The 12,946-nt window shown below is 71.8% G+C and carries 12 protein-coding genes; 7 read left to right on the top strand and 5 right to left on the bottom strand.

All coding sequences use genetic code 11. The features are described from left to right. Window positions 1–183: 183 nt before the first annotated feature. Window positions 184–675 (bottom strand): glutathione peroxidase, encoded by a 492-nt coding sequence (locus tag MED15_RS13225; RefSeq protein WP_112699723.1) that lies wholly within the window; start codon window positions 673–675, stop codon window positions 184–186. A 167-nt stretch (window positions 676–842) separates the two neighbouring features. Here MED15_RS13225 and MED15_RS13220 point away from each other — a divergent pair, with 167 nt between their 5' ends. From MED15_RS13220 to MED15_RS13205, 4 genes are all read left to right on the top strand, one after another. Then, window positions 843–2,468, top strand: a complete 1,626-nt coding sequence (locus tag MED15_RS13220; RefSeq protein WP_112735750.1) for a glycosyl hydrolase family 18 protein — start codon at window positions 843–845, stop codon at window positions 2,466–2,468. Window positions 2,469–2,649: 181 nt separating this feature from the next. Next, the gene (locus MED15_RS13215; protein WP_112601187.1) at window positions 2,650–3,156 is read left to right on the top strand and encodes a nuclear transport factor 2 family protein; all 507 of its coding nucleotides are present in this window, start codon (window positions 2,650–2,652) and stop codon (window positions 3,154–3,156) included. Between the two features lie 87 nt (window positions 3,157–3,243). Next, entirely contained in the window at window positions 3,244–4,650 is a 1,407-nt protein-coding gene (locus tag MED15_RS13210) for a class II 3-deoxy-7-phosphoheptulonate synthase (protein WP_091407607.1), read from the top strand. Between the two features lie 87 nt (window positions 4,651–4,737). After that, window positions 4,738–5,778, top strand: a complete 1,041-nt coding sequence (locus MED15_RS13205) for a threonine aldolase family protein (protein WP_373861035.1) — start codon at window positions 4,738–4,740, stop codon at window positions 5,776–5,778. A 108-nt stretch (window positions 5,779–5,886) separates the two neighbouring features. On the opposite strand, the gene MED15_RS13200 is transcribed toward MED15_RS13205, so the two are convergent. Both MED15_RS13200 and pknB read right to left on the bottom strand, forming a co-directional pair. Continuing rightward, window positions 5,887–6,756, bottom strand: a complete 870-nt coding sequence (locus tag MED15_RS13200; RefSeq protein WP_112582777.1) for a deoxyribonuclease IV — start codon at window positions 6,754–6,756, stop codon at window positions 5,887–5,889. Further along, window positions 6,756–8,744, bottom strand: a complete 1,989-nt coding sequence (gene pknB, locus MED15_RS13195; protein WP_112582776.1) for a Stk1 family PASTA domain-containing Ser/Thr kinase — start codon at window positions 8,742–8,744, stop codon at window positions 6,756–6,758. Before pknB ends, MED15_RS13200 begins: the two co-directional genes overlap by 1 nt. Before the next feature lie 188 nt (window positions 8,745–8,932). On the opposite strand from pknB, the gene MED15_RS13190 reads away from it, so the two are divergent. Further along, on the top strand, window positions 8,933–9,322 hold the full coding sequence (locus tag MED15_RS13190) for an Rv2175c family DNA-binding protein (protein ID WP_091408069.1): 390 nt from the start codon (window positions 8,933–8,935) through the stop codon (window positions 9,320–9,322). A 177-nt stretch (window positions 9,323–9,499) separates the two neighbouring features. Here MED15_RS13190 and MED15_RS13185 read toward each other — a convergent pair whose 3' ends face one another. Together MED15_RS13185 and MED15_RS13180 are read right to left on the bottom strand one after the other, a co-directional pair. Next, window positions 9,500–10,582 (bottom strand): polyprenyl synthetase family protein, encoded by a 1,083-nt coding sequence (locus tag MED15_RS13185; protein WP_112725194.1) that lies wholly within the window; start codon window positions 10,580–10,582, stop codon window positions 9,500–9,502. A 9-nt stretch (window positions 10,583–10,591) separates the two neighbouring features. Continuing rightward, window positions 10,592–10,981, bottom strand: coding sequence for a helix-turn-helix domain-containing protein (locus tag MED15_RS13180; protein ID WP_151497828.1), 390 nt, complete (start codon window positions 10,979–10,981; stop codon window positions 10,592–10,594). Window positions 10,982–11,230: 249 nt separating this feature from the next. Between MED15_RS13180 and metF the strand changes: the two genes are divergently transcribed. Continuing rightward, window positions 11,231–12,148, top strand: a complete 918-nt coding sequence (gene metF / locus MED15_RS13175) for a methylenetetrahydrofolate reductase [NAD(P)H] (RefSeq protein ID WP_112623915.1) — start codon at window positions 11,231–11,233, stop codon at window positions 12,146–12,148. 44 nt (window positions 12,149–12,192) lie between these two features. Further along, window positions 12,193–12,882 carry a CDP-alcohol phosphatidyltransferase family protein gene (locus tag MED15_RS13170; protein ID WP_112582773.1) on the top strand — a complete coding sequence of 230 codons (690 nt, stop codon included), beginning with the start codon at window positions 12,193–12,195 and terminating at the stop codon, window positions 12,880–12,882. The last annotated feature ends 64 nt before the right edge of the window (window positions 12,883–12,946 follow it).

Here is a 12,946-nt window from a genome sequence, read left to right as displayed (position 1 = left end):
CCGACCGGCTCTCCGGGGACGTGCCACTCTCCGGGGTGGACGCGTGGACCGCCCGGCTGCCCCGCAGTGCCGGCCCGGCAAGATCGCGCTCGATCCGGGATGTGGTGGCATGCGAAACCCGGGAGGCCACTACATCCACGCTCGAGCGCGATCAAGGCGGTGACGTGGAGTGCCGCCGGGGTGTCAGGGGGTGGGGAGGGTCTTTTCGATGGCTGCGCGCAGGTCGTCGGAGCCGGGCTCGACAGTGGGGGCGAAGCGGGCGGCGACCGAGCCGTCCGGGGCCACCAGGAACTTCTCGAAGTTCCAACGCACGTCACCAGTGTGCCCGTCGGCGTCCGGGGTGTTCACGAGCGCGGCGTAGAGCGGGTGCCGGTCGGGGCCGTTGACGTCGACCTTCTCGGTCAGCGGGAAGGTGACCCCGTAGTTGACCTGGCAGAAGTCGCTGATCTCGGCGGCGCTGCCCGGCTCCTGCCCGGCGAACTGGTTGCACGGCACGCCGAGCACCACGAGGCCCTGGTCGGCGTAGGAGTCGGCGAGCGTCTGGAGGCCCGCGTACTGCGGGGTGAGGCCGCAGCGGGAGGCCACGTTGACGATCAGCAACGCCCTGCCGCGGTAGCGGGCCAGGTCGGCGGGGCCGCCGTTGAGGGCGTCGATCGGGATGTCGAAGACGGTCATGGGCCGAGGCTACGCGCCGGTCGGGTGTCGACCCGGGGTGGGCGCAGCGTACGCACTCCGTGCACCAGGAGAAATCGAAACATGCGCATCTTGACGAACTGATGACGCCGTGAGTACCGTCTCACCATCTCTTTTGGAAAGTTTCCTAACAGTTCGGGAGACGCCTCATGAAAAGATCGCTCCGCCGGGCCCTCTGGGCCGGTGCCGTGGTCGCCGTGACCGTCGCAGCGGTGCCGGTCACCACCGCGTTCGGCGCCGGCACGGTCACCACCACCTTCACCAAGGCGCAGGACTGGGGGACCGGTCACGAGACGAGGGTGACCGTCACCAACGGCTCCAGCGCCACTGTCACCACCTGGCGCATCGAGTTCGACCTGCCGTCGGGCACCACCATCAGCAGCGCGTGGGACGCCGACGTCACCAGCAGCGGCAACCACTACCTCGCGGTCAAGAAGAGCTGGGCCGGCGGCATCGCCCCCGGCGCCTCGTTCAGCTGGGGCTACAACGGCAGCGGCGCCTACAAGGCACCGCTGAACTGCACCATCAACGGTGCCGCGTGCGGCGGCGGGACGACCCCGCCGACCACCACTCCGCCGACCACCACCCCACCGACGACGACGCCGCCCACCACGCCTCCGCCCACCACGCCGCCGCCGACCACCAACCCGCCGAACCCCGGTGGCAAGAAGGTTGTCGGCTACTTCGCCGAGTGGGGCGTCTACGGGCGCAACTACCACGTCAAGAACATCCAGACGAGCGGCTCGGCCGCCAAGCTGACCCACATCCTGTACGCCTTCGGCAACACCACCGGTGGCCGCTGTTCCATCGGCGACAGCTACGCCGACTACGAGAAGGCGTACACCGCGGCGGACAGCGTGGACGGCGTCGCCGACACCTGGGACCAGCCGCTGCGCGGCAGCTTCAACCAGCTGCGCAAGCTCAAGCAGATGAACCCCCACCTCAAGGTGATCTGGTCGTTCGGCGGCTGGACCTGGTCCGGCGGCTTCACCCAGGCCGCACAGAACCCGGCCGCGTTCGCCGAGAGCTGCTACAACCTGGTCGAGGACCCGCGCTGGGCGGACGTCTTCGACGGCATCGACGTCGACTGGGAGTACCCCAACGCCTGCGGTCTGACCTGTGACACCAGCGGCCCGAACGCGTTCAAGAACGTGATCAGCGCGCTGCGGTCGAAGTTCGGGTCCAGCGCCCTGGTCACCGCCGCCATCACCGCGGACGGCAGCAACGGCGGCAAGATCGACGCCACCGACTACGCCGGCGCCATCGGAAACCTCAACTGGCTGATGCCGATGACCTATGACTACTTCGGGGCGTTCGCCGCCCAGGGTCCGACGGCACCGCACTCCCCGCTCACCTCGTACACTGGCATCCCGCAGCAGGGCTTCAACTCCGACGCGGCGATCCAGAAGCTCAAGAGCAAGGGCGTCCCGGCCAACAAGCTGCTGCTCGGCATCGGCTTCTACGGTCGGGGCTGGACCGGTGTCACCCAGGCCGCTCCGGGTGGCAGCGCCACCGGCGCGGCGCCGGGCACCTACGAGGCCGGCATCGAGGACTACAAGGTCCTCAAGAACACCTGCCCGGCCACCGGCACGATCGCCGGTACCGCGTACGCCAAGTGCGGCAGCAACTGGTGGAGCTACGACACCCCGTCGACCATCAACGGCAAGATGACGTACGCGAACAACCAGGGCCTCGGTGGCGCGTTCTTCTGGGAGCTCTCCGGTGACACGAGCAACGGCGAGCTCATCGGCGCCATCAAGGGCGGTCTCGGCTGAGCCGAGGGCCGACGCACCACCCACACGGCGGGAAGGGGCCCGCACCGTCCCTTCCCGCCCGTGACACACCGGCCCGGTCGACGCCCAGCGTCGGCCGGGCCGCCGCCGTTGGGTTCGGTCGGCCGAATGTGGCAGACTCGCGGCTCGGCACGTCTCGATCTCACCGCCGACGGAGGTGATCATGCGCCCGACCCACCGCAGGCTGGCGGCGGCCGCTGCCGGGCTGATGCTGCTGCCGGTTGCCCTGGTCGGTTGCGGGATCGGCGGCGAGGACGAGGAGAAGTCCGCCGCCAAGCCGGCCCGAGCCCCCGCCGAGGAGGCCGCCACCCGCTCCCGGGAGCGCGTGCAGGCGTACCTCGACGCGATGGCGGCCAAGGACGTCGCCGCCGGCCGCAGCCAGCTCTGCGCTCTGCTGCACGACGGCTTCGACCTGGGCGCCACCGGCCCCAACGGTGACTTCGCCGACCACTTCCAGGTGCCGGAGGCCGCCATCACGGACATCCGGCCCGGTCCGCGCGGGCAGGAGGTCAGCGTCTCGGTCTCGGTCACCGCGGGCAAGCGCACCGTCGTCCGGCCGTTGGTCTTCACCGTCACCCGGGACGGAAGCGACTGGTGCATCGCCGGCGAGGCGCCGGGTGGGCCGGCCGCCCCGACGCCGACCGGCGTCGCCCCCACCCCCGCGTCCTGACCAGCGCCCGGCAGATTGATCTCCCATCTGCCGGAACCGTCCCCCTCGCCGCCCGGCCACCCCGACCGTCGCCGTACGCTTTCTGTCATGCGCCATGAGTGGCATCAGCTGAGCCATCCCGCGGTGGGCAGCCCGGGCCTGCAGACCAGCCGACCGACCATCGACTCCGCCGAGGACGCCGCGCTCGGTCTGGACCGATGGCGGGAGCTGCCCCGTGAGCAGGTCCCGCCGTGGTCCGACCCGGCTGCCGTGGCCGCGGTCTGCAAGGTCCTCGACACCGTGCCGTCGGTCGTCGCGCCCTACGAGGTGGACCAGCTCCGGCAGAAGCTCGCCCTGGTCTGCGAGGGCAAGGCGTTCCTGCTGCAGGGTGGTGACTGCGCCGAGACGTTCGTGGACAACACCGAGAGCCACCTGCTGGCCAACGCACGCACCCTGCTCCAGATGGCGATCGTGCTCACCTACGGCGCGTCGCTGCCGGTGGTCAAGGTCGCCCGGGTCGCCGGGCAGTACACGAAGCCCCGCTCGCTGCCGACCGACGCCCGCGGCCTGCCCGCGTACCGCGGCGACATGATCAACTCGCTGGAGGCCGACCCGGCCGCCCGGGTCGCCGACCCACAGCGCATGATCCGCGCGTACGCGAACTCGGCGGCGGCGATGAACATGCTCCGGGCGTACCTCGCCGGCGGGCTCGCCGACCTGCACGCCGTCCACGACTGGAACAAGGGCTTCGTGAAGAACTCCCCGGCGGGGGAGCGTTACGAGGCGATCGCCCGGGAGATCGACCGGGCGCTGGCTTTCATCCGGGCCTGCGGCATGACCGACGACGAGGCGCTGCGTACCGTCACGCTCTACTGCTCCCACGAGGCCCTGGCGCTGGAGTACGACCGGGCGCTCACCCGGGTCTCCGACCGTCGGGCGTACGGGCTCTCCGGGCACTTCCTCTGGATCGGCGAGCGCACCCGGCAGATCAGCGGGGCGCACATCGACTTCATCTCCCGGATCGCCAACCCGATCGGGGTCAAGCTCGGCCCGACCACCTCCCCGGACGAGGCGATCGAGTTGTGCGAGAAGCTCAACCCGGACAACATCCCCGGTCGGCTCACCCTGATCAGCCGGATGGGCAACCACCGGGTACGCGACGCGCTGCCGCCGATCGTCGCCAAGGTCACCGCCGCCGGGGCCAAGGTGGTCTGGCAGTGCGACCCGATGCACGGCAACACGCACGAGTCGTCCAACGGCTACAAGACCCGGCACTTCGACCGCATCGTCGACGAGGTGCTCGGCTACTTCGAGGTGCACCGGGGGCTGGACACCCACCCCGGCGGCCTGCACGTCGAGTTGACCGGCGAGGACGTCACCGAGTGCCTCGGCGGCGCCCAGGGGATCGAGGATCTCGACCTGCCCGACCGGTACGAGACCGCCTGTGACCCGCGACTGAACACTCAGCAGTCGTTGGAGTTGGCCTTCCTCGTAGCGGAAATGCTGCGTGGCTGAGCTTGCGAGCCCGCAGTCGGCAAGTCAGAGGATGACCATGGCTGACGCGAGGGTGAGCTTGCGAGCCCGCAGTCGGCAGTTGAAAGGATGACAGTGCCTGATCTGTTCGTGGACCTGCGGTCCGACACGGTGACCCGACCCACCGCCGGGATGCGGGAGGCGATGGCCGCCGCTGAGGTCGGTGACGACGTCTACGGCGAGGACCCGAGCGTCAACGCGCTGGAGGCCGAGGTCGCCGCGTTGTTCGGGCACGAGGCGGCGCTGTTCGCCCCGAGTGGTTCGATGGCGAACCAGATCGCCCTGCAACTGCTGGTGTCGCCCGCCGAGGAGTTGCTCTGCGACGCCGACGCGCACGTGGTCACGTACGAGATCGGCGCCGCGGCCGCGTACGGCGGGATCTCCTCGCGGACCTGGCCCGCGGTGGGCGCGGACATCGACCCGGAGGTGGTGGCCGGGATGATCCGGCCGGACGGTTACTTCGCCGTCCCCACCCGCGCGATCGCCGTCGAGCAGACCCACAATCGCGGCGGCGGCGGGGTGATTCCGCTGGCGACCCTGCGGGACCTGCGCGGGGTCGCTGACGAGGCGGGCGTCGCGCTGCACTGTGACGGCGCCCGGATCTGGCACGCGCACGTCGCCGACCAGGTGCCGCTGATCGAGTACGGCCGGCTCTTCGACACGCTGTCGGTGTGCCTCTCCAAGGGCCTTGGCGCGCCGGTCGGTTCGCTGGTGGTGGGCAGCGCGGAGAAGATCGAACGTGCCCGGTTGATCCGCAAGCGGATGGGCGGGGGCATGCGCCAGGCCGGCATTCTCGCCGCCGCCGGCCGGTACGCGCTCGCTCAGCACATCGACCGGTTGGCCGACGACCACGCGAAGGCGGCCCGGCTCGCCGAGGCGGTCGCGCCGTTCGGTGTGCTGGCCACCACGGTCCGTACCAACCTGGTCGCGCTGGACCTCACCAAGCACACCCTGGACGCGCGGGCCCTGGCTGCCGCGGCGCGGGCCGAGGGCGTACTGATCTCGGTGCTCGGCCCCCGTACCGCCCGCCTCGTCACCCACCTGGGCCTCAGCGACGCGGACATCGACCGCGCCCTGGCAGCCCTACCCCGCATCCTCGCCGCAGCCTAAAGACCCCCACCCCGCCCGCCTCACCCTCCGCTTCACCTCGGTGATCAAGAGGTTCGCGTCAGATTCCGGTCGCCGGGTGACGCAAACCTCTTGATCAACGAGGTTGGGTCAGGGGTGGGACAGGCGGGTGAGGGTGGCGATGTCGGCGGCATGGCCCACGTGCTTCTCGGTGGGCGTTTCCACGACGATCGGGACGCCGGCGGTCGCCGGGTGCGCCATCAGCTCGGCAAAGGCGGGCTCGCCGATGCTGCCCTTGCCGATGTTCTCGTGCCGATCCCGGGTGGAGCCGCACAGATCCTTCGAGTCGTTGGCGTGAACCAGCCGCAGCCGGTCCGCGCCGACAGTGGCCACCAGGGTGTCCAGGGTCGCCGTCATGCCGCCCTCGGCCGCCAGGTCGTGGCCGGCCGCCCAGGCGTGGCAGGTGTCGAAGCAGACCCCGAGCATGGGGTGCCCGTCCACCGCGTCCAGGTAGGGCCCGAGCTGCTCCACCCGGGAGGCCAGTGAGCGGCCACCGCCGGCGCTCGGCTCGACCAGCAACATCGGCCCGCCAGCGGCGGCAGCCCAGTCGAGCAGCGGCAGCAACACCTCGCGGACCTGTCGCATCGCCGCCTCGGCGTGCCCCTCGTCCACCGAACTGCCCGCGTGGAACACCACCCCTCGCGCGCCGATCGCCACGCCCCGACGCAGCGCGTGCGCCAGCGTCTCGCCCGACTTCTCGACAGTGGCCGGGGTGGGCGACCCGAGGTTGACCAGCAGCGCGGCGTGGATGAACGCGGGAATGCCCCGCTCGGCGCAACCGTCGCGGAACAGGGCGTCCTGCACCGGGTCGCCGTTGGGCAGTGCCCAGCCTCGCGAGTTGGAGACGTAGACCTGTACCACCTGCGCACCGGTCACGTCCGCGTACGGCAGGGCAGCCTTCGCCAGCCCACCCGAGGTCGGAGTGTGCGTGCCCACCGGCCGCGCGGAGATCGTCGGCATCAGAAGCACGTCAGTGTGACCGGTGTGCCGGGCGCCACCTGCGAATTTTCGCCCGGGAGCTGGATCCGGACCACGGCGTTCGGGTTGATCGCCATCGTCACCGGGAAGCCCTGACCCTCCAACGCCTGCTTGGCCTGCTGGCACGGCAGGTCGATCACCCGCGGCATGGCGACCAGCGGTGGCCCCTTGCTCACGTCCAGCTTGACCTCGGTGCCCTTCTCCACGCCGGCGCCATCGGCCGGGCTCTGGCCGAGGATCTCGTCCCTCGGCTTGTCGGAGTCCTTGTAGGTCTCCTTCAGCACCAGGTTGAGCTGGGCCAGGGTCGTCCGGGCGTCGGTCAGGCTCTTGCCGACCAGGTTCGGCACCGTCACCGGCGCCCTGCCCCGGCTCAGAATGAGGGTGACCTTCGCACCGGGTTTGACCTCGGTGCCCACCTTGGGAGAGCTGTCCACCACGACCCCGGCCGGCAGGCTGTCGTCGTAACGGGCGGTGCCCCTGGCCACCACCAGCTTCACATTGACCAGGTCCGCCTCGGCGAGCTCGAACTCCTTGCCGATCACGTCCGGTACGGGGAAGCGCTCCGGGCCGAGGGAGAGGGTCAGGGTGATCGTGCCACCCTTGACGATCTTGGCAGCGGACGCCGGGCTCTGCTCCAGCACGCTGTCCTTCGGGGCCTTCTCGTCGAAGCGCGGCTCAGCGTACTTGACGAGAAGTCCGGTGCGGTCGGCCCGCGCCTGCGCCTCAGCCTTGCTCAGGCTCACCAGTTGCGGAGCGTCCGTGTAGCGGCCGACGCCGAACCACCAACCCCCGAGCGCGGCCACCAGGCCCAGCGTCACGACCACGGCCGCGACGGCCAGCCGGCCACGGGGGTTGCTCAGCACCGTGCTGCGCAGCGCGGCGAGCCGGGCGCCCAGGCCCTCCGCCGGCTCCGGGGCGGCCCGCCGCCGCCCCGGCCCCTGGCTGCTGGCGCCCTCGGGCAGTCGTGCCCACGACGGGCGGTTGGGCGGCTGGACCGTCGCGACCATCATTGTCGGCTGGGAGAGCGACGGTTCGTCACTGACCGGGCGGAGTACGGCGGTGTGGCTGTTGGCGTCGCCCAGACGATCCCGGGCCACCTGCACCTCGGCCAACAACGCGCCGGCGTCTGCGGGCCGCGCTTCCGGATCACGCCGGGTGGCACGCTGCACCAGGTCGTCGAGGACCGACGGCAGGCCCGGCACCAGCGTCGAGGGCGTCGGCACGTCCCGGTCGACGTGCTGCCAGGCGACGTCCACCGGGCGGTCCCCGTCGTACGGCACCCGGCCGGTGAGCATCTCGAACAGCACGATGCCGGCCGAGTAGACGTCGGTGCGCGGATCGGCGCGGCCCTCGGTGACCAGCTCCGGGGCGACGTACGCCACGGTGGCCATCAGTTGGTTGCCCTGCTCCTCGTCGGCGCTCGCCTCGACCGCCCGGGCCAGCCCGAAGTCGGCCACCTTCACGACGCTGTCGACCAGGTTGGCGACGCCACCGGTCGGCGCCTCCGCGACCAGCACGTTCTCCGGTTTGACGTCGCGGTGCACGAGACCGGCCCGGTGCGCGGCGGCGATCGCCGCGAGCATCTGCTCGGCGATGGCCAGCGCCTCGTCCGGGTTGAGCCGGCGTCGCTCGGCCAGCACGTCACGCAGCGTGCGGCCACGGACGTACTCCATCACCAGGTACGGCAGGCCGGCGTGCGTGCCCTGGTCGTAGACCGCCACCACGTTCGGGTGGGTCAGCCGGGCGATGGTCTTCGCCTCGTCGGTGAACCGGGCCACGAAGTTGGTGATCCGGGCCCGTGCCTCGCTCGCCTGGGTCGGGTGAATGATCTTGACAGCGACGGTGCGCTCAAGGCGCTCGTCGGTGGCGGTGTACACGGTCGCCATGCCACCACGGGCCACGCGACCGCGAATGCGGTAGCGCCCGTCGATCAGCGAGCCCAGCAACGTGTCGGCGACCTGAGTGTCCATCGGCAGGCAGTCTATGTGTCCAGGGGGTGAAGGATGAACAGGATGCTACAGCCGTACGCCGAACCGGTCCGTCCCGCCGCGTTCCCGGCCCCTTATTCGCTGGTCAGCGGCGATCAAGGAAGAGGACGCAGATGGGCCGCCCGGGGTGCCGGTGGCTCGTCGCGGCGGCGGCGTGGCAGGGTGGTCGGGTGACCGAACCCGTACCCGACCAGGCCGCGCCCGGCCTGGAGCTCGCCGGCCCCACCGACCCGGCCGACTGGTTGACCCTGCCCGACGTCGCCGAACGCCTCGACGTGTCGATCAGCAAGGTGCACCAGATGATCCGTGACCGGGAGTTGCTGGCGGTCCGCCGCGACGGCGTCCGCCGGATCCCAGCGGACCTGGTTGCCAACCAGACCGTGCTCAAGCACCTGCCCGGCGTGCTCAATCTGCTCGCCGACAACGGCTATGACGACGAGGCTGTCCTGCGCTGGCTCTACGAGCCGGACGACACCCTCCCCGGCGCCACCCCAGCCGCCGCACTCTCCGGCGACCAGGCCCGCGAGGTGAAACGCCGAGCCCAAGCCCAAGGCTTCTAACCCCCGCCCCCGGCCCCCCACCCCCCACCCCCCGGCCCCCGGCCCCCGGCCCCCGGCCCCCGGCCCGGTTGATCATGAAGTTATTGCCAGCCCGCTCGGCGTGTCGTGGCAATAACTTCATGATCAACGCCGGCGGGCGGGGGCGGGAGGGGTGGGGTGAGGGCGAGGCAGGGTGGGTTAGTCGGATCGGCGGGTTGCGGCTATGGCCAGGTCTACCAGGGCTTGGCGGGCCTCGGTGTCGAGGTCGACGGCGGTCAGGGCGGCCAGGGCGGCGTCGGTGAGTGTGACGATTCGCTGTTCGGTACGGGCCAGCGCCCCGCTCCTCGAGATCACCTCGCGGAGCCGGGCCACACCGTGCTCGTCCAGCTCCGGGTCGCCGAGCCGGCCGAGCAGCAGCTCGCGGCCCGCGTCGTCGGTGGCCTCCACGGCCGCCGCCACCAGGTAGGTGCGCTTGCCCTCGCGTAGATCGTCCCCGGCCGGTTTGCCGGTCAGCGCCGGGTCGCCGAAGACCCCCAGCACGTCGTCGCGGAGCTGGAACGCCTCGCCCAGCGGCAGCCCGTACGCCGAGTAGGCCGTCCGTACGTCCTCCGGCGCGTCGGCCAGCGCGGCGCCGAGCAGCATCGGACGCTCGACGGTGTACTTCGCGGACTTGTACCGGGCGACCTTGCTGGCCCGTTCCACCGAGGTGTCCCCGGTGACCTGCGTGAGCACGTCGAGGTACTGCCCGACGGTGACCTCGGTGCGCATCTCGTCGAAGACCGGCCGGGCCCGGGCCAACGACCACAGGTCCAGGCCGGCGGAGTGCAGCAGCTCGTCGGACCAGACCAGGCACAGGTCGCCGAGCAGGATGGCCGCGGCGTCGCCGAAACCGTCCGGGTCGCCACCCCAGCCGGCCTCCCGATGCCGGGTGGCGAACCGTCGGTGTACCGCGGGCTCGCCGCGACGGGTGTCGGAACGGTCCATCAGGTCGTCGTGGATCAGGGCGCTGGCCTGGACGAACTCCAGTGAGGCCAGGGCGGTCAGCACCTGGTCGCCGTCCAGCCCGCCGGCCCCCCGGAACCCCCAGTACGCGAATGCGGGACGCAGCCGCTTGCCGCCGCCGAGCACGAACGCCTCGATCGCCTCGGCCACCGGACCCAGCGCGTCGTCCACGGCGGCGAGCCGGACCCGTTGGCCGGCCAGGAACTCGGTGAGGGCCTTGTCGATCCGCTGCCGCAGGCCGGCGCGGTCGACGGGGGACACGGGAGCAGCGTGGGTCACGCCCCGACGCTAGCCGGTCGTCCGTGCTCGTGCTCCACCGCCACGCGTAGTGCCGCCGGTGCGGCCGGGACCCGTCCGCCCGGCCGGTCGCGCGCCGGCCGCCGCGGCACGGCCCGGCCCGGTGGCCCGCGTCGAGCCGGCCCGGCGGGTGGCCGCGGCGGCCTCGGCGAGCACCACCAGCGGCACGTCCAGGACGACGGCGAGCCAGCCGAGCCAGAACCCGCCCGGCACGCGACGCTGTCGTTCCCACCGGGAAACCTCGTGCCGACTCAGCGTCGGCACCCCGGCGGCGGCACACAACTCGGCGGCGGCTCGCTGCTGGCTCCAGCCCCGGTCGAGTCGGCAGCGAGCCAGCAACGGCCCGAGCTGCGCGGGACGCGGCGGTGCGGGCGGGATCATCTGTCCTCCTGGCGGGCGTCGGCGCGGCGCCGACCGGCCCGCCCTGAACGGGCGGGACCAGCGGCACCGCTCGGTTGCTGACCCCCGCGCGTGCCCCCGGGCCGCCCCCGCCGCCCCTCCCGCGCCACCCCTTCCTACCCCGGAGGTACGACGCCTTTCCGCCCGTCGGATCGGGACGCGGGGGGCCGGCCCGGCCGTCGGGGTGGGAAGGGCCTGGGTCCTGGTGCCATCGACCGCTAGAGTCGGGTCGTGGCGCTCGGTCTTCCCTCGACACTCCCCAATCCGCAGCCGGCGATCGGGGAGCTCATCCGTGAGCACCAGCCGACCTTCTCGTTCGAGTTCTTCCCGCCCAAGACCGAGGCGGGGGAGCAGCTGCTCTGGCAGGCTATCCGCGAGTTGGAGTCGCTGCGCCCGTCGTTCGTGTCGATCACGTACGGCGCCGGCGGCTCGACCCGGGACACCACGGTGGCGGTGACCGAGCGGATCGCCACCGAGACCACCCTGCTGCCGATGGCCCACCTCACCGCGGTCAACCACTCCGTCGCCGAGCTGCGGCACGTGGTCGGCCGGCTCGCCGGGGTGGGGGTGCGCAACGTGCTGGCCGTTCGTGGTGACCCCCCGGGCAACCCGGGCGGTGAGTGGATCCGTCACCCCGAGGGCGTGGACTACGCCGAGGACCTGGTCCGGCTGGTGCGCGACGCCGGTGACTTCAGCGTCGGCGTGGCGGCCTTCCCGTACAAGCACCCCCGCTCGCCCGACGTGGCCAGCGACACCGCCCAGTTCGTCCGCAAGTGTCGGGCCGGGGCGGAGTTCGCGGTCACCCAGATGTTCTTCGACGCCGACGACTACCTGCGGCTACGTGACCGGGTGGCCGCTGCCGGCTGTGACACCCCGATCCTGGCCGGCGTGATGCCGGTGACCCAGTTCAGCACCATCGAGCGGTCCGTGCAGCTGTCCGGTGCGCCGTTCCCACCGGCGTTGGCGGCCCGCTTCGAACGCGTCGCCGACGACCCGGACGCCGTCCGCCGGCTCGGCATCGAGCAGGCCAGCGAGATGTGCCGCCGACTGCTGGACGAGGGTGTGCCGGGAATCCACTTCATCACCCTCAACCGGTCCACCGCGACCCGCGAGGTCTGGCAGAACCTGAAGGCCGGCGCCCGCGTGTGAACGCCGCGCCTGCGACACCTGTTGCCCGGCACGACGGTTGATCCGTGGTGGGCACACAGCTGAACTGGGATCAGTACGCCACGGCGTGGGCGCGGTTGCACGGCGGGTTCGACCCTCGGGTCGCGGCGCCGGTGGTGCGCGCCTGGCTGCGATTCGCATACCACGTCGGATATGTGCTGGGTCGACTGCGGGTCAGCCCCACCGCGGTCACCGTGGCCGGGGTGCTGCTCTGCTTCTGCGTACCGTTGCTGGTGGGCCGGCCGGGGGACGGGCCGTTCCTCGGCGCGCTGTTCGTGCTGCTCGCCGCCGTGGCGGACAGCGTGGACGGTGCGGTGGCGGTCGCCACCGGCCGCACCACCCGGCTCGGCTACGTCTACGACTCGGTCGCCGACCGGCTCGGTGAGGTGGCGTGGCTGCTGGCGTTCTGGCTGGTGGGCGCGCCGGGTGGGCTGGTCGTCGCGGGCGGCGCGCTGTCCTGGTTGCACGAGTACGTCCGGGCGCGGGCGGTCGCCGCCGGCATGCGGGAGATCGGCGCGGTGACAGTGGGCGAACGCCCCACCCGGGTCTCGGTGGCGCTGGCCGGCTTGCTGGTCGCCGGGCTGGCCGGGCTGATCGAGCCGGACCTGGCCGCCGGCACCATCACCATGGCGACCGCGGTCTGGGTACTGCTGGCCGGTTTCGGCCTGGGGCAACTGCTCTCCAGCATCCGCCGCGCCCTGCTCGACGCCGACTGAGCCGGCCAGCCCGACGCCGACCGAACAGGCGCCGACTGAAGGCGCCGACCGAAACAGGCGCCGG

This window comes from Micromonospora noduli (genome assembly GCF_003264475.1).
Classification (GTDB): Bacteria; Actinomycetota; Actinomycetes; order Mycobacteriales; family Micromonosporaceae; genus Micromonospora; species Micromonospora noduli.
The sequence above is the reverse complement of the archived record's forward strand: the minus strand, read 5'-3'. Positions and strand labels throughout refer to the sequence as shown.